General features: G+C 55.1%; 13 protein-coding genes. 12 read left to right on the forward strand and 1 reads right to left on the reverse strand.

The window, feature by feature from the left end:
* Position 1 precedes the first annotated feature (1 nt).
* Entirely contained in the window at positions 2-1,408 is a 1,407-nt protein-coding gene (locus ACQKE4_RS00730; protein ID WP_427386463.1) for an amidase, read from the forward strand.
* 130 nt (positions 1,409-1,538) lie between these two features.
* Here ACQKE4_RS00730 and ACQKE4_RS00735 read toward each other — a convergent pair whose 3' ends face one another.
* Complete coding sequence (locus ACQKE4_RS00735) at positions 1,539-3,167, reverse strand: BCCT family transporter (RefSeq protein WP_427386464.1); 1,629 nt, start codon at positions 3,165-3,167, stop codon at positions 1,539-1,541.
* A 690-nt stretch (positions 3,168-3,857) separates the two neighbouring features.
* Between ACQKE4_RS00735 and ACQKE4_RS00740 the strand changes: the two genes are divergently transcribed.
* The 11 genes from ACQKE4_RS00740 (at position 3,858) to ACQKE4_RS00790 (ending at position 17,382) form a co-directional block, all read left to right on the forward strand.
* Entirely contained in the window at positions 3,858-4,313 is a 456-nt protein-coding gene (locus ACQKE4_RS00740) for a hypothetical protein (protein ID WP_427386465.1), read from the forward strand.
* A 280-nt stretch (positions 4,314-4,593) separates the two neighbouring features.
* Positions 4,594-5,670, forward strand: a complete 1,077-nt coding sequence (locus ACQKE4_RS00745; protein ID WP_427386466.1) for an HlyD family secretion protein — start codon at positions 4,594-4,596, stop codon at positions 5,668-5,670.
* Positions 5,667-8,438 carry a ribosome-associated ATPase/putative transporter RbbA gene (gene rbbA / locus ACQKE4_RS00750; RefSeq protein ID WP_427386467.1) on the forward strand — a complete coding sequence of 924 codons (2,772 nt, stop codon included), beginning with the start codon at positions 5,667-5,669 and terminating at the stop codon, positions 8,436-8,438. The genes ACQKE4_RS00745 and rbbA overlap by 4 nt, the downstream gene beginning before the upstream one ends.
* A 1-nt stretch (position 8,439) precedes the next feature.
* Positions 8,440-9,564 (forward strand): ABC transporter permease, encoded by a 1,125-nt coding sequence (locus ACQKE4_RS00755; protein ID WP_427386468.1) that lies wholly within the window; start codon positions 8,440-8,442, stop codon positions 9,562-9,564.
* Positions 9,565-9,608: 44 nt separating this feature from the next.
* On the forward strand, positions 9,609-9,926 hold the full coding sequence (locus ACQKE4_RS00760; RefSeq protein ID WP_022521712.1) for a hypothetical protein: 318 nt from the start codon (positions 9,609-9,611) through the stop codon (positions 9,924-9,926).
* A gap of 4 nt (positions 9,927-9,930) precedes the next feature.
* On the forward strand, positions 9,931-10,677 hold the full coding sequence (phbB, locus tag ACQKE4_RS00765; RefSeq protein WP_022521710.1) for an acetoacetyl-CoA reductase: 747 nt from the start codon (positions 9,931-9,933) through the stop codon (positions 10,675-10,677).
* A gap of 72 nt (positions 10,678-10,749) precedes the next feature.
* Positions 10,750-12,960, forward strand: coding sequence for a DUF3141 domain-containing protein (locus ACQKE4_RS00770; protein WP_427386469.1), 2,211 nt, complete (start codon positions 10,750-10,752; stop codon positions 12,958-12,960).
* A 65-nt stretch (positions 12,961-13,025) separates the two neighbouring features.
* Complete coding sequence (locus ACQKE4_RS00775; RefSeq protein ID WP_022521708.1) at positions 13,026-13,547, forward strand: universal stress protein; 522 nt, start codon at positions 13,026-13,028, stop codon at positions 13,545-13,547.
* 7 nt (positions 13,548-13,554) lie between these two features.
* Entirely contained in the window at positions 13,555-14,187 is a 633-nt protein-coding gene (locus ACQKE4_RS00780; protein ID WP_427386470.1) for a TetR/AcrR family transcriptional regulator, read from the forward strand.
* Positions 14,188-14,230: 43 nt separating this feature from the next.
* Positions 14,231-15,448 carry a sodium/glutamate symporter gene (gltS, locus tag ACQKE4_RS00785; protein WP_081193869.1) on the forward strand — a complete coding sequence of 406 codons (1,218 nt, stop codon included), beginning with the start codon at positions 14,231-14,233 and terminating at the stop codon, positions 15,446-15,448.
* Positions 15,449-15,486: 38 nt separating this feature from the next.
* A complete protein-coding gene (locus ACQKE4_RS00790) occupies positions 15,487-17,382 on the forward strand; it encodes an esterase/lipase family protein (protein ID WP_427386471.1) in 1,896 nt (631 codons plus the stop codon).
* Positions 17,383-17,399: the final 17 nt, after the last annotated feature.

Here is a 17,399-nt window from a genome sequence, read left to right on the forward strand (position 1 = left end):
CATGGCCGAGACCTTTGAAACACTGACGGCAGTCGACGCATTGGCACGCTTCGGCGAGGGATCGCTCTCGCCGGAAACGCTGGTTGATGACTGCTTAGCGCGTATTGAGCGACATAACCCCAAGGTAAATGCCTTCACCTGTATTAACGGAAAAGAGGCCCGCCGATTAGCCGCAGAATCCACTCGACGCTGGCAAACAGGCACACCCTGCGGCCCGCTGGATGGCGTTCCTGTCACCATTAAGGATTTAACCTTAACCAAAGGACTGCCCACGCGCTTGGGTTCAACGACCACCCCGGATGGCCCTTGGGAGGTAGATGCTCCGATCAGCCGTCATCTACGCAATGCTGGGGCCATCGTGATCGGCAAGACCACCTCGCCGGAATTTGGTTGGAAAGGCGTCACCGATAACCCGTTGCATGGCATTACCCGCAACCCCTGGAACACGGCATTAACGCCCGGGGGATCATCCGGCGGCGCGGGGGCAGCCGCGGCACTTAACCTTGGCCTGTTGCATCAGGGCAGCGACGCGGGTGGTTCCATACGCATTCCATGCAGCTTTACGGGCACTTTTGGTATTAAACCGACCTTTGGCTGGGTGCCCCAGTGGCCCGCCAGCGCCATGAGTACGCTTTCTCACTTGGGCCCGATGACCCGCACCGCCGCCGACAGCGCGCTCATGCTTAGCGTGATGGCGCAGCCCGATACTCGGGATGGCTATTCCGGTAATCCGCTTGGACCAGACTGGCTAACGCCCCCCCCTGCTGATCTACGCGGCTGGCGAATCGCCTTTAGCGCTGACCTTGGCTATGTAGAAGTAGCACCTGATATTGCGCAGCGGGTTGAGGAAGCAGTTGCCCATCTAGAAGCATTGGGCGCGACGGTAGAGCGAATTGACCCTGGCTTTAGTGATCCGCTTGAGACGTTTAATACGCTGTGGTTTGCGGGCGCCATCCAAGCGCTCGAAAAACTCAACGAGCAGCAGCAGGAGGCACTCGACCCAGGGTTTCTGGATATTGCGAGGCGCGGGCAGGATGTATCGCTTTCCGCCTACCTTGCCGCGCGGCGCGAGCGTAGCGAGCTGACGGCATATATGGAGGCGTTTCATCAACAGTATGACCTGCTGGTCACACCCACCATGCCGATTGCCCCCTTTGCCGCGGGCCACAACGTGCCACCGGGTGGCACCTACCGCGACTGGATGGACTGGACGCCGTTCAGCTACCCCTTCAATCTCACCCAGCAGCCAGCCGCATCGCTGCCTTGCGGGCTGGATAACCAAGGCCTGCCAGTAGGCTTGCACCTTGTAGCAGGCAAATTCCAGGATCTAAAAGTGCTGCATGCCGCTCAGTTGCTTGAGCGCTATTTGCCGCCACTGACGCCGACTGGAGTGGTAGAGGTGTTATAAAGTCGGTCTTACAGCATTACCTCATAGCCTTCAAATTTAGGCGGGCCGAGATAAGTGCTTTCCGGCACTTTAGCATTGCGTAAGCCTCATCTCGGGAAGCCAAGCTAACACGGCACAAGGCTCAGCCCAATCAATGCCGCTTAAAGTCCTCATCCGGCTTTACTTGTGTGGGGAGAGCCCCTGCATCTTCCAGGTCTACCCAAGGCTCGCGAGGTGCTTCAATACGCGAACCGGTACGGGCGGCAAATCTCTCACTGTGCAATGCTTTGAGTAGTCCAAACACCATTAAGATCACTACCACTGAAAATGGCAAGGCAGCCATAATCACCGCTGACTGAAGGGTTTCAAGGCCACCCGCCAGCAGCATTACGGCTGTCAGCAAACCCAGCCCAGCCCCCCAGATGATGCGATGTACAGTGGGCGGTTCAGGATCACCGCCGGCGAGAATAGTGTTGATCACCAGTGTTCCAGCGTTGGCAGAGGTGATCAGGTAGGTCGCAATCAACACCACCAGTACCGCCGATACGCCGATGCCAAGCATGCCCAGATCCATTGCCGCTACCGTGGCAAACAGCGCCGTAGCCACATCGTCGTCCACGGCCTGGATGATCCCCCCTGCGCCAAAGAGTTCGTGATAGAGCGCGGTGCCGCCAAACAGGCCAATCCAGATAATGGTGATCACCGTGGGCACTAGCAGTACCCCCATCACGAACTCGCGGAAGGTACGCCCCCGGGAGACCCGGGCAATGAACATACCGACGAAAGGCGACCAAGCAAGCCACCACCCCCAGAAAAAGACCGTCCATTCTGATTGCCAGCCATCAGCGACGGTGGCATTGGTGTGAAAGGCCATGCCGAGCAGGTTTTGTAAATAGTCGCCAGCGGATTCGATCGTTAGCGCTATCAGGTACTGGGTCGGGCCAAATAGCAGCATGAAGACCACCACCGCAATACTTAGCCAGAAGTTAACCTCGGAGAGTAGGCGCACGCCGCGCTTGACTCCAGAGACCACTGACAGCGTCGCCACGCTCATAATCACGGCAGTGACCAGCAGTTGGAGTCTGACCGATGGCTCCCACCCGAACACTGCATCAAGGCCCGCATTCATTTGCTGAACGCCGAGCCCCAACGTGGTAGCGATCCCGAACACCGTGCCGAATACGGCAAGCAGGTCGACCACGTCGCCTAATATGCCATGATTATGCTTGCCCAGAATCGGCTCCAACCCAGAGCGCACCGTCAGCGGCAGGTTACGGCGATAGGCGAAGTAGGCCAGCACTAACGCAACGAAAGAGAAGATCGCCCAGCCATTCAACCCCCAGTGGAAGTAGGTCAGGCGCATCGCCACCCGCGCTGCCTCAGGGCTCATACCTTCGGATATGAAAGGATTTTCCTGAAATTGCAGGATCGGCTGAGCCACCGCCCAGAATAGAAGCCCTACCCCAGTGCCCGCGGCGAACAGCATTGAAACCCAGGAGAAAAAGGTGAACTCCGGCTGTTCGTTATCACCACCCAAGCGTACGTTCTTGAAGCGCCCTACACCCAGCCAGATCATAAACAGCAGTAAAAACGCGACGAGTAAGACGTAGTACCACTCAAGAAAGGGGTTCACTGAGCGACGCATGCGTTCAAGGACGTCGGCGAGGTGTCCGGTAAAAAAGGCCCCATAAATTAAAGCCGCTACCACCATAATAATGGCGATCAACGTGACGCGAGCATTCATTCCCTTGAATAACCCTGAGGTGGCTTGGCGATACATCACATCTCCTTGCTTAGCGAACTTATGTTTGATTTAATTTTAAATATTCAGCTCCATCAGCCCCACAGCAGGCGATACCACCTTGTGACGAAAGATATCAGCAAGATATCTTGCTAACGAAATCATTGCACTGGCGGCCCGCACAGTAAGTCGTCGTTCATGTGGAAACACCAAACATCTCTCTTCCTGCCTTCCCCCAAATAAAGACGGTCACCAACGCGGCTGTGAGTGATACGCCAACAGGCCCTAGTAGCAACCTACTCGGTAGATGACACGTTACGTTAGTGTAACTAGCTCACCCTCTTATAAAAACCGTCTGGTCGGTTTTTATTGACGACCATCAAATTTAAATGATTAAATCTAATGAATAATTGCAATCATTGGGGCTGTTGCTTAATACACATACATTCGAAAATGTATGTGTATTATTAGCTTCTGCTTTCCTCATAACTCGTTGAATCATTAAAGCATCGCCGCTTTCGGCTCTATTCTACTTCTGCTTTTCCCCCCCTCAAAAGGGAACTGATATGAATCAAACCAAACTCTGCCAAGACACGAGAGCCAGGAGTTCTCTACCCAAAAAGGAAGCTCTTCGTCGGCACCATTTGGCGCAAACTTTACGCATGCCTTTGAAAAAAAAAGCCTTCAGCACTCAATGCGGACACCTACGCCTTAAATTGGCAACAAGAAATGATTGTAATTAAGGATTGTCGTTATCGCCCCAAGCTAGCACGCCCCTTGATTCGTTGGTTATTGCGACGAGAGTGCAAAGCATACCAGCGGCTTTATGGTACGGAGCTTGTTCCCGAGTGGTTGGGCTGGCTCGACAAAGACGCTTTTATGTTACGTTACGTGCCGTCCATACCTATTTCAAAACTCGACACTCGCCAGCTAATACAAGCCAACCTCAAACTTCAGAAAAGCGTTGAAATTTTGCATGAACGCCGCCTCTTCCATATGGATTTACGCAGTGGAGGAAACATCTTGGTGGCCCCAGGCGGGCGTGTCTACCTAGTCGATCTCGCATCAATGGTTAAGCTGAAACCCTGGGCCGCCCCATTCGCTTGGTGCTTTCGACGTTGGGATGAGTATGGATTGCAAAAATGGCGTAGGAGAGTCATTTCATTGTTAGCAGCACGAGAGTAAATTTTAAAAATTAAAAACCGACTAGACGGTTTTTAATTGATCAAGGTCAAAACCTTGTCTATAAATAATTAGATAATAGTAACGACAAATTTAACTTTTTAATCCAAGCGTACGCCACAAAAGTTTTCTCAGCGCTAGCTCTTCACATCTATCGGGAGAGTAGCGGTGAGCGCTCCGTCTGAAATCAAGTCAATCTTGCTTTGACAGCCAAAACCTCGACACGGTGACTGAGTCAGTCACGTTAACCCATTAATCGACTGCCAAATAAGAGTACAACACCATGAAGTCAAGCAGTAAAAGCAAGTTGATCAAGAGTCTGGCAACCCTTGCCGCTATCAGTATCGTGGCTTGGTTGGTCTGGAGGGAACTGCAGCCAGATGGCCCAGGCAAGGGTATCACTAGCGGCAACGGACGCATTGAAGCCACTGAGATCGATATTGCCACCCGCGTCGCCGGCCGCCTCGCCGAGGTATTGGTTGAGGAGGGAGAGTTCGTTGAAGTCGGCCAAGTGGTCGCCCGCATGGATACCGCCACCCTGGAGGCCGATCTAGCTCAGGCCAGAGCACAAACTCGCCGAGCCGAGAACGCCCTAGAGACAGCCCGAGCCATGGTTGCCATGCGCCAGAGCGAGCTGGAAACCGCACGCGCTGTAGTCAACCAGCGACAAGCTGAACTGAATGCCTCTCGAAAGCGCTACGAGCGTTCGGCTGAATTGGTAGAGCGAAACGCCATCTCTCGCCAGCAATTCGACGATACCCTAGCCGACTACCAAAGCCAGCAGGCCGCCCTGGCTTCAGCCAATGCACAGGTGCTCTCCGCCCAAGCCGCTATCCGCGCTTCCGAATCCCAGGTAATCGAAGCCGAGTCAGAGGTGGAAGCCACCCAGGCCTCGATCCAGCGCATCGAGGCCGACCTGGAGGACAGCGAGCTGAAAACTGACCGCTTGGCCCGAGTACAGTACCGGGTGACCGAACCAGGCGAGGTGTTGGGTGCCGGAGGCAAGGTACTCAACCTAGTCGACCTCACCAAAGTCTATATGACGTTCTTCTTACCCACCAGCGAGGCAGGCCGGGTTGCCATCGGCGACGAGGTTCGCCTAGTGCTAGATGCTGCCCCGGACTATGTGATTCCTGCACGGGTCAGCTTCGTAGCCAGCATTGCACAGTTCACCCCCAAAACCGTAGAAACGGAGAGCGAACGGGAAAAATTGATGTTCCGAATTCGCGCTCAGATAGATCCAGCACTGCTTCTCGAACATATTGAGCAGGTCAAGACAGGACTGCCCGGCATGGCCTATCTAAAAATCGAGAAAGAAGCGACCTGGCCCGACCATCTCCAGGTCAATGTTTCACCATGATCCAAGATACACACTCTGTCGCCCACGTCAGCGCGCTAACATTGCGCTTCGGCAGCATCACAGCACTTGACGCACTGGATCTGGAACTGCCAGCTGGCTGCATGATCGGGTTGATCGGCCCAGATGGTGTCGGAAAATCCAGCCTGCTGGCGTTACTCGCTGGCGCTCGCAAAGTGCAAGAGGGCGAGGTTACGGTGCTAGGCGGCGACATGCGTGACAAGCGGCACCGGAGCCGCGTAGGGCCACGTATTGCCTACATGCCCCAAGGGCTAGGTAAAAACCTCTATCCCACCCTCTCCGTTGAGGAGAATCTGCAGTTCTTCGCCCGGCTGTTCGGCCACGGGGCCAGTGAGCGTCGCCGACGTATCGACGACCTGACTCGCAGCACAGGGCTACACTCGTTCTTGACGCGCCCTGCTGGAAAACTCTCAGGCGGCATGAAGCAGAAGCTCGGGTTGTGTTGTGCGCTGATTCATGACCCCGACCTGCTGATTCTTGACGAACCCACCACCGGCGTCGACCCGCTGGCCCGCGCCCAGTTCTGGGACTTGATCACCCGCATCCGCGTCGATCGACCACAGATGAGCGTGATAGTTGCCACCGCCTACATGGACGAAGCCCAGCGTTTTGACTGGCTGGTAGTGATGGATGCAGGACGCATACTCGCCACCGGCACCGCCAAGGAGCTGCTTGAACGTACCGCCAGCGACTCACTGGATGGCGCCTATATTGAGCTGCTACCGGAAGAGAAGAAACGCGGCTATCAACCTGTGCATATCCCTCCGCTGGAAGTCGATACCGAGACCGACATCGCCATCGAAGCCAAGGGCTTGACCATGCGTTTCGGCGATTTTGTGGCCGTCGACCATGTCAGCTTTCGTATCCGGCGCGGCGAAATCTTTGGTTTCCTCGGTTCCAACGGCTGCGGCAAGTCAACCACCATGAAAATGCTCACCGGTCTACTGCCTGCCAGCGAAGGCCGGGCTTGGCTGTTCGGTCAGGAGGTCGATCCACGGGATATCGATACCCGCCGACGAGTGGGCTACATGTCCCAAGCATTCTCATTGTATGGCGAACTCACCGTGCGCCAGAACTTGTTGCTGCACGCGCGTCTATTCCAGATTGCAAAGCACGACATCCCCGACCGGGTCACCGAGATGGTCAAGCGCTTCGAGCTCGATCATGTCCTCGACGACCTGCCGGAGAGTCTACCGCTGGGGGTGCGTCAGCGGCTATCGCTGGCAGTCGCGATGGTCCACAAGCCCGAACTATTGATACTCGACGAGCCTACCTCAGGTGTCGACCCGATCGCCCGTGACAACTTCTGGCGCCTCCTGGTCGAGCTGTCGCGACGGGATCGGGTGACTATCTTTATCTCTACTCACTTCATGAATGAGGCCGAGCGCTGCGACCGCATGTCGATGATGCACGCCGGCCGTGTACTCGACAGCGACACGCCAGCGGCGCTGGTCGAGAAGCGTGGCGCTGCAACACTGGAGGAAGCCTTTATAGGCTACCTGCTCGAGGCGGGCGCGGATCAGGAGAGCTCAGAACCGCAAAACACACCACAGGAAGTCGGCAGCGCCTCAGAATCACCCCCTATCGCCGAAGAGAGCCATCTTGACTCACCGCGCCACCAGCATTTCAGCCTGCAGCGCATGCTTAGCTATATGTGGCGCGAAACCCTGGAGTTACGCCGAGACCCGGTGCGTGCGGCCCTGGCACTGGTCGGCTCGCTTATCTTGATGTTTGTGATTGGTTTCGGTATCAGCATGGATGTCGAGGATCTCAGCTACGCCATCCTCGACCGTGACCAAACCTCGCTTAGCCACAATTACGCTCTGAATCTCTCTGGAGCCCCTCACTATTTTATCGAGCGCCCACCACTGACTGACTATGAAGAGCTTGATCGCCGCATGCGTAGCGGAGAACTGGCCCTGGCGATCGAGATACCTCCGGGATTTGCACGTGACGTGATGCGTGGACGCAACGTGGCGATCGGGGCCTGGATCGATGGCGCCATGCCCCAGCGCGCTGAAACCGTGCAGGGCTACGTCCAGGGCATGCATCAGCAGTGGCTACAGGAGCAGGCAAGGCAGTCTGGAATAGCGGCCATCGCGATGGCGGCCAGCATCGAGAACCGCTACCGCTACAACCCCGATATACAGAGCCTTCCAGCCATGGTACCTGCCGTGATTCCACTACTGTTACTGATGCTCCCGGCAATGCTTACCGCGCTGTCGGTAGTACGTGAAAAAGAGATGGGCTCGATCATCAACCTCTATGTCACCCCGGTCACCCGAGCCGAATTCCTAATCGGCAAGCAGATTCCCTACATTGGCTTGGCAATGATCAACTTTCTGTTGATGACCGGGCTTGCGATCACGCTGTTCGGCGTGCCGATCACCGGCAGTTTCCCTACGCTGGCACTTTCGGCGCTAGTGTTCTCGATCATTGCTACGGGGATGGGTTTGTTGGCATCCACTATCACCAAAAGTCAGATCGCCGCCATGTTTTTCGCCATGATCGGCACCCTCATCCCCGCTACTCAGTTCTCAGGCCTGACCGACCCGGTCTCGTCACTAGACGGTGTCGGGCGATTCATCGGCAATATCTACCCGGCAAGCCATATGTTCACCATCAGCCGCGGCGTATTTAGCAAGGCACTCGACCTTCGCGACCTCATCGGTTCGTTCTTACCGATGCTGTTGTCGGTTCCCGTGATCATGGGGCTGGCGATCATCCTCCTCAAAAAGCAGGAGCGTTAAGATGCGCCAAATCGCCACTATTTTTCGCCTCGGCATCAAGGAGTTCTGGAGCCTGTTGCGCGACCCGACAATGCTGGTGCTCATCGTTTACGTATTCAGTATCGCCGTTTATACCTCCGCCACGGCGATGCCCGAGACGCTGAACAACGCGCCTATTGCGATCGTCGACGAAGACGACTCACCGCTCTCCGCGCGTATTGTTTCAGCCTTCTATCCCCCACAGTTCGTCCATCCGAAAATCATCTCATTTCCAGAAATGGACGCGGGACTGGATGCCGGGCACTACACCTTTGTGCTGGTTATTCCCGCCAACTTCCAGCGTGACGTACTGGCCGGACGCACGCCCGACCTCCAGCTCAATATCGACGCCACCCGCATGAGTCAGGCCTTCTCGGGCAATAACTATGTACAGCAGATCGTCATGGGCGAGATCAATGGGTTCGTCCAGCGGTATCGCGCTAGAGCCGTACCGCCTGTCGACCTGGCCCTGCGCGCACGCTTCAACCCTGGGTTGGAACAGTTCTGGTTTGGCTCGCTAATGTCAATCATCGATAACGTCACGATGCTCTCCATCATTCTCACTGGTGCGGCACTGATCCGCGAGCGTGAGCACGGCACCATCGAACACTTGCTGGTCATGCCAGTCACCCCAACGGAGATCATGCTGGCCAAGGTGTGGTCGATGGGGGCGGTCGTCTTGATCGCCGTGACACTCTCGCTAACCTTCGTCGTACGGGGCCTGCTGCAAGTACCGGTAGAAGGGTCGGTCGCCCTGTTTTTGGCAGGAGCCGCCCTGCACCTGTTCGCCACCACCTCGATGGGTATCTTCCTGGCCACCCTGGCACGCAGCATGCCGCAATTTGGCATGCTGATGATCTTATTTCTAATGCCGCTTCAAATGCTCTCGGGCAGTGCTACACCACGCGAAAGCATGCCCGAATTTGTCCAGAATGTAATGCTCATCGCCCCCACTACACACTTCGTCGAGCTGAGCCAGGCCATTCTATTCCGTGGGGCCGGCATTGATGTCGTCTGGGGTCAGTTTCTGATGCTGCTGATAATTGGCAGCGTGCTATTCACCATCTCATTGACTCGCTTTCGCAAGACCATCAGCCAGATGGCCTGAGGAAAGCAGCGCCCATTCGCGCAACAAACCAGAAGGAGCACACAATGAACCACAACATCAACCTACCTCTGGCGCTTTTTCAAGCCAATCAGGATCTTTGTTATCAAACGATGGAACTGACACAGAAAAGTCAGCAAGCGTGGCACATATTCGACACTCAACCCTACGCTAAGGGCACATACATACAGCAGTCCTTTGATAAACAGAGTGCTCTGCTAATGGGCCTGTATGAAGCTCTATTAAGTTGGCAGGTTCAAACGACAAAAGCCTTGCTTGACACTACCTGTGCTAACTCTCCAGCGCTCTACTGGCTATACACCTGCACACCAGACGCCCAAGACACAGCAAAAAAAGGAGAGTGAACGGATGACAGCTCAACACACAGCACTTGTAACTGGTGGCATGGGCGGCCTCGGTGAAGCTATCGCGCGGACACTACACGATGCGGGACATCACGTCCTGGTCACTCACTCGCCCAACAATGACCATGTCCAAACGTGGCTGCAGCAGCAGGCCAGTAAGGGCTACCACTTCTCCGCCTACGCCGTCGATGTGGCCAACTTTGACGATTGTCAGCGACTGGCAAGCAATATCGAGGCCGAAGGCACCGTTGTCGACATTCTGATCAATAACGCTGGCATCACCCGCGATGCCACCTTCCGCAAACTGACAAAGGTCGACTGGGATGCGGTGATGCGTACCAATCTGGACTCGATGTTCCATATGACCCAGCCATTTTGCGACGCAATGGTCGAGCGCGGCTGGGGGCGTATCGTCAATATCTCCTCGATCAACGGTTCCAAGGGCCAGTTCGGCCAGACCAACTACGCCGCTGCCAAGGCTGGCATTCATGGCTTCACCAAGTCGCTGGCCATGGAAGTGGCGAAGCGTGGCGTTACCGTCAACACCGTCTCTCCTGGCTACCTAGAGACCAGCATGGTGATGGCGGTACCCAAGGAGGTATTGGAGTCGAAGGTGATCTCCCAGATTCCGGTTGGGCGGCTCGGCAAACCGGACGAGATAGCCACATTGATCGCCTTCATCTGTAGCGAACAAGCTGGTTTCATGACCGGCAGTAATGTGGCGATGAACGGCGGGCAGCATATGTACTAAGCGGCCCGCGTAACGGGAGGGGGACATCGCCCCTCCCACTCGGCACTATTCTCTTACAAAGGAGAAGATCCCATGGTAAAAGCGCTTAATGAACCCACCCAGCGCCCTGCTGGGTGGCCACTACTGGACATGACTCAGGGGTATGCGGCTGCCGCACTGGATTACTCGACCGATGCTTGGCAACGTGCCGTACTCTATGCTGATGTGATGCGTCAGCGTGGTGACCAGTACCGGGAGCATCTGGAAGATGACGCCCCACATGTGCTCGACTTCGCCTATGACGTCGTCGTCTCAGGTCGCGATCTACCGCGCCCAGTGAACTATGGGCTGGCGCGAATTCAAGCACTGGAAGATGTTCCCGTAGAACCTCACAAGCGGCCCTTCGTGGTGGTCGATCCGCGTGCTGGCCATGGCCCTGGGATTGGCGGTTTCAAGGCTGAGAGTGAGGTCGGTGTCGCACTTTCTGCCGGGCATCCCTGCTATTTTATCGGCTTCGGCCCCGACCCCGAGCCGGGTCAAACCGTCGAAGACGTAATGCGCGCAGAAGTCGCCTTCCTTGAGAAGGTCACCGAGCTGCATCCACACAGCGAAGGCAAGCCTGCGGTGGTCGCCAACTGCCAGGCCGGGTGGCAGATACTGATGGCCGCGGCTCTGCGTCCCGAGCTGTTTGGCCCCATCATTGTCGCTGGCACCCCAGTATCGTACTGGGCCGGCGGGCCGGGTAAGAACCCCATGCGCTACGCGGGTGGTCTGCTCGGCGGCAGTTGGGCAACTGCGCTGGCCAGCGATCTGGGCAACGGTCGCTTCGACGGTGCCCACTTGGTGCAAAACTTTGAAAGTCTCAACCCCGCCAACACCCTGTGGGGCAAACAGTACAACCTGTACGCCAATATCGATACCGAGGCGCCGCGCTACCTGGGCTTTGAGAAATACTGGGGTGGCCACGTCTTCCTCAACGCCGTCGAAATGCAGTATATCGTTGACAACCTGTTTATCGGTAACCGTCTGTCGAGCGCCGAGCTGGTCACCTCGGATGGAATCCGCCTGGACTTACGCAATATCCGCTCACCGATCGTGGTGTTCTGTTCCAATGGCGACAATATCTCCCCTCCTCCGCAGGCACTTGGCTGGATCACCGACCTCTACCGCGATGATGATGAAGTGATCAGTCACGACCAGACCATTGTCTACGCAGTACACGACAACATCGGCCACCTGGGGATCTTTGTTTCCGGCAGCGTAGCCCGCAAGGAGCACCAAAAATTCGCCAGTAACATAGACTTAATCGACGTGCTGCCCGCCGGTATCTACCAAGCAGAGATTCAGGATAAGACCGAGGACATGCCACAAGCCGAGCTGGTCGAGGGCGACTTCGTATTGTCGTTCAAGGCTCGCCGTGTCGAAGACGTCCGCGCAATCGTTCAGCCAGACGAGGAAAACGACCGAAAATTTGCAGCTGTCAACCAGGTATCACGAATTAACCTGGGGCTTTATCGTCAGTTCGTTCAGCCCTGGGTACGCTCCCGTTCCACGCCTGCATTAGCCCACTGGCTGCAGAGCGTACATCCACTGCGTATCGCCTACGAACGCTGGTCGAGCCGGCACCCCTTGGCCTCGACGGTGGCCGAGCAGGCACGCCATATTCGTGAAGCGCGTCTCCCCGTCGCCAGTGACAATCCCTTTGTGCAATGGCAGCAAGCTTACTCCGATGCCCTGGTGTCGGCGCTGGATCATTGGCGCATACAGCGTGATAACACTTACGAGCGCACATTCAACCTGATCTACGGATCCCCCTGGATACAGGCCGTAGCTGGGCTAGCCGCCGATGACCAGCCCTCACGTCCGCATCCCGGTGTCTCACCGGAGCATCGTGCCTTCGTCGCGGAGGAGAGCAAACGCCTACGCGCAGAGATCGATCAGGGCGGCCTGCTGGAAGCCGCTATTCGTGCACTGCTCTTTGTCCGACGTTTTCAAGGTGAAGCCGATGAGCGACGGGCTAATCTCGCGGCCCAGATGCAACAGCCGGACTACCTGGCTACTTTCAACATGACCACCTTCCGCGCACTGTTTCGACGCCAAGCCAAGCTGATGCGCCTCGACCTCGATGCGACGATCGCTGCCATACCCGCATTATTGGCGGGTAGCCGCCCCCACGAGATACGGGATATGGCGAGACTTATCGAGCAGATGCTGACCGCTACCGAACCACTCCTGCCGGAAGAGCAAGCCAGCTTGGAGCAGATGCTGGCGTTATTCGCCGCAGCGGCCCACGAACAGGATTGAGAGTCGTAGCCGCAAGGTTTCACAACAACCCGATCCTCTAAGAAAGAAATTTTCAGGAATCAACTATGTACAAAAAATTGCTTGTACCCATCGACGGCAGCCGAACCTCCCTTTTGGCCTTGGCTCAGGCAAGTTCCCTGGCCAAGTTGACCGGCGCCAGCATCGAGCTACTTCATATCGTTAATGCACTGGAGTACTCCAATGGCTTCGAAAGCCCACGGGCCTATATCGAAAAAGTCAGGCCCTATTTTCTGAAAGTGGGCAATACTCTTCTCGACAGGTCACGCGGCCAGCTAGAGGCACAGGGGGTCATCGTCACTACAGTACTTCTAGAGGCCGATGGAAAGCGGGTATCGGAACTCATCGCTGACCATGCAACGACATCCTTGGCCGATCTCATTATTCTGGGCACCCATGGTCGGCGCGGAGTGCAACGCTTACTACTCGGCAGCGATGCCGAGCAAGTTGCACGTATCGCTCCCGTACCCGTTATGCTGGTCAGGGATACTCTCGGGCATGCAATTTCTCGCACTGGAGAACAAGAAGTGATAAAAAATAACGCCTTTCATACGCCCACTGATGAGTAACTTCGCTTTGTCTTATCCTGCTATTAACTCTATTCGCAAACATCGCCGTCTTCCTTCTGACGTTCGTATAGAACAAATACTCCGTGCGGCCCTGGTGGAATTTTCACAACATGGCTTCTCCTCTGCCCGTATGGAGGATATCGCCCAGCGAGCGGAGCTTTCGAAAGGTGGCCTTTATGCCCACTTTAAGAGTAAAGAGTCGATATTTGAAGCACTGCTGTTAAAGCGCCTGACACCAAGCTTCAACAATCAGCAATGGGCACTAACTGGCGGTGAGTCGCTGAATGAAGCGATAAAATCCTTTATTGACCATCTCTATGGCCAACTGAGTGACCCAGACGTCATTGCTACCTTAAAACTGCTGCTGACGGAAAGCCGACGTATTCCCCACCTTGTTGACTTTTGGCGCAGGGAGATTATCGACAAGTATCTCGCCGAGCAGCAGGCCATTTTGAAAGCAGCTGCCAATAATGGCCACCTCCGCCATAGTGCCTTCCTTGATGACGCTGCACTATTGATGGCTCCAGCGCTGTACGGTGCTGTCTGGCAAATGATTTTTGACGAAACCACCGCTACTGCCACCGTTGACTCTCTGCGACATGCTCACACGCGGATGCTGCATGAACTTTTAGCACCATGACCATCTGGCATTTTTTTCTAATCAACGACAATAAAGACACCCTATGCCGCCATCGTTAGAGATCAACGCCTTTCTCAGTTTCACTCTGGCTATTCTATTGCTGTTCATCGGCAAAGGGCTCACCCAGCATTGGTCCTTACTACGCCGCTACAGCATTCCCGAACCGGTGGTCGGCGGTGCGTTATGCGCGGCCATCGTCTGTCTTCTATATTACGTTTTCGATATTAGTGTTTTCTTTGAGCTTAGTGCGCGTGACATGCTCTTGCTGTATTTCTTCGCCGCCATCGGCTTGAACTCCCAGATCAGTAGCTTGATCAAGGGTGGGCGCCCATTGATGATACTGCTGGCATTAGCCAGTGGTTTCATCGTGCTGCAGAACTTCACTGGCATGGCCATCGCTACCGGCTTTGGCATGGATGCCCGCGCGGGACTAATGGTTGGCTCAATCTCACTGACTGGCGGTGTTGGCACCACTATGGCCTGGACACCTCACTTCGTTGAGGAACTCGGCATCATCAATGCCGGTGAGCTTGGCTTGGCCGCCAATATGATTGGGTTGATAGCGGCCTGCCTGATTGGCGGTCCAATTGCCGGATTCCTTATACGCAGACATAACACCCGCCCTTCCGGCGACGCCGAGCTAGAAATCAGCACTCTACACAAAGATGAGCCATTACTGCGACTCGATTATCATGGCGTGCTGCTAGCCCTCTTCTGGCTCAATCTAACCCTAATGCTAGGACAAGGATTGACTGCACTTATCAGCATAAGTGGCCTGAAGCTACCAAACTTCGTGGGCTGCCTGCTGGCAGGCATCATGTTGCGCAGCTTATGCGATTTAATCACCCATGAAGGCAGAGGTCGATTGTGGAACTGGCCGAGTATGCAACCCGGCATCGCCCTGATCTCAGACATGAGCCTTGGACTGTTCCTGACCATGGCGCTAATGGGGCTGCAACTTTGGGAGCTACAAGGCGTTTTGGGCTTCATCGCTACCTCCCTGACCATACAGATATTGCTAACTATAACGTTCGTGATCTTTGTCGTGCACCGTGTCATGGGGAAAGACTACGAGGCATCCGTAATGTGCGCCGGTTTCGGCGGTATCGTACTCGGCTCCACCGCCACGGCTATCGCAAATATGACCGCAGTCACACGTCAGTACGGTGCGGCGCCGAATGCCTTCATCGTCGTTCCGCTAGTGTGTGGGTTCTTCATCGATCTAATCAATGCGCTAATCATCGGCACCATGGCCGGATGAAGAGAACCCCATACACTTAAAATTAACAAGGTGTCATTGTGAACCCAGCTAGGCTTTTCATCATAATCCTACTGTTTACCACGCTGTCGAGCGGTTGCGCCATGGTCGGCGTCTCTTCGCTCACTCCTGGTGAGTACATCGCTCTTAAGCGAGGGGACCTACTTACCACGGGCGAGCTGAGCGCAGCCACGCAGGAAACTATTCATGTTATCGGTCTGGACGAAGGCCCATGCCGTGAGCCCTCCCAAAACTGTGTCGTTGCCTTAGCCAATGCGCTTGGCATAGATGATGAACGGCGGCTTTCAGCACTTGCAGAGCTTTGGCTTCAAGTGGCGATGTCGCGAGCAGGAGCATCAAGCAGTACTCCTCGCTCTGAGACTGACATTAACGCTTGGGTAGAGGTTGCCAGACATGCCTATGCCTACCTATTCTTCACTGAACGATCACCTGGGGAACGCGCCTTTGAAGATCGTCAGATTCAGGTACGGGACTACTATAATTATGCAGTTCAACAAGTTATTTCCGGGCTGTTTCAACAGAATATCGCAGCTGCCGAAAGCAGCACTAGCCTCTCTGCTTATGACACGCCTACTCTTACTGGTTGGAATATTACCACCGACATAACCGGGCTCCATTTCGCCGACGAGAACGATGTGCCCGAGGAGCTTATCCCAGCATCTTCACTGGTATTTTCCGGTTTGCGCAGCACGTATCGACGTGACGGTTTTGGTGCCGAACTGGTAGCAGTAATGGACGATAGCCTTGCGCTTCATCGTGCTAGAGTCTATAGCGAAATGCCTTTTCCGGCACTTACCGCACTGCTCCATTTTCCCGGCGAAGACCTCGCTCATGTGCTATCCACCCAAGCACTTGAAGTGATCGTACGCGACCCCTATCAAGACGCTAGCATCGAGTTACATGGGCACGAAATTCCTTTAGCCGCGAACTTCACTGCAGGCTATGGCCTGTGGTTAGCGAACTCCGACTTCGCACGTCAGGCCCTCCGTTCCTTGCGAGGCCAAAGGCAGGGTATAAATCGACCGCATATCTATATGATGCAGCCCTTCGATCCTGAACGGCGTGTCATACTTATGCTGCATGGTCTTGGCAGCAGCCCTGAAGCCTGGGTTAATGTTGCCAATGAAGTTCTGGGCGATGAAACCTTGCGGCAAAATTTTCAAATATGGCAAGTCTACTATCCCACCAATATGCCACTCGCCCTGAATCATGCGAGGATCCGTAGTACCGTTGCCGAGACCCTGCAGCAGTTTGACCCAACCTCCGAAACGCTTGCTTCACAAGGTATCGTTTTGATTGGACACAGTATGGGAGGCGTTTTGGCGCGTCTTATGGTCTCCTCTAGCGGAGACAGTCTGTGGAAATTAGTGGAAAGTCACGACCTTTCCCAGGAGCAGCTGACGCTCGTCCAGGAACACCTAGATCCCTTACTCCATTTCGAACCGCTGCCCGAGGTTCATCGTGCGATCTTCATTGCTGCTCCGCATCGAGGTACGCCAGTTGCGGGCCATCGCCTAGGGAGAGCAATGGCCCGTCTTGTGCGACTGCCGCTAACCTTACTGGAAGAATTCGATGATGTTATTAAGACGTTGGCCAATACCGAAAGGCAGTCAGACGGGGGCCGACTTCGCCTCCCCAACAGTATCGATAACTTGAGTGAGTCAGACCCTTTCGTTAGAGCAATCAGCAACCTGCCTATTTCTCCCCAGGTTCAATACCATTCGATTATTGCCCAACGAAACGCCAACACCCTCTTGATAGCCTCAGATGATGGGCTAGTGCCATACACCAGTGCGCACTTAGCTGGAGCGTCTTCTGAAAAAGTGCTTATTTCCGGACATAGCGTCCAGGAAAATGCACAAGCTATTTTGGAAATCAGACGTATTCTGCACGAAGATCTAGCCAACACTTATTAACGGGAGCCAATGGCTTC

This window comes from Halomonas sp. NPDC076908 (genome assembly GCF_050269715.1).
Lineage (GTDB): Bacteria > Pseudomonadota > Gammaproteobacteria > Pseudomonadales > Halomonadaceae > Vreelandella.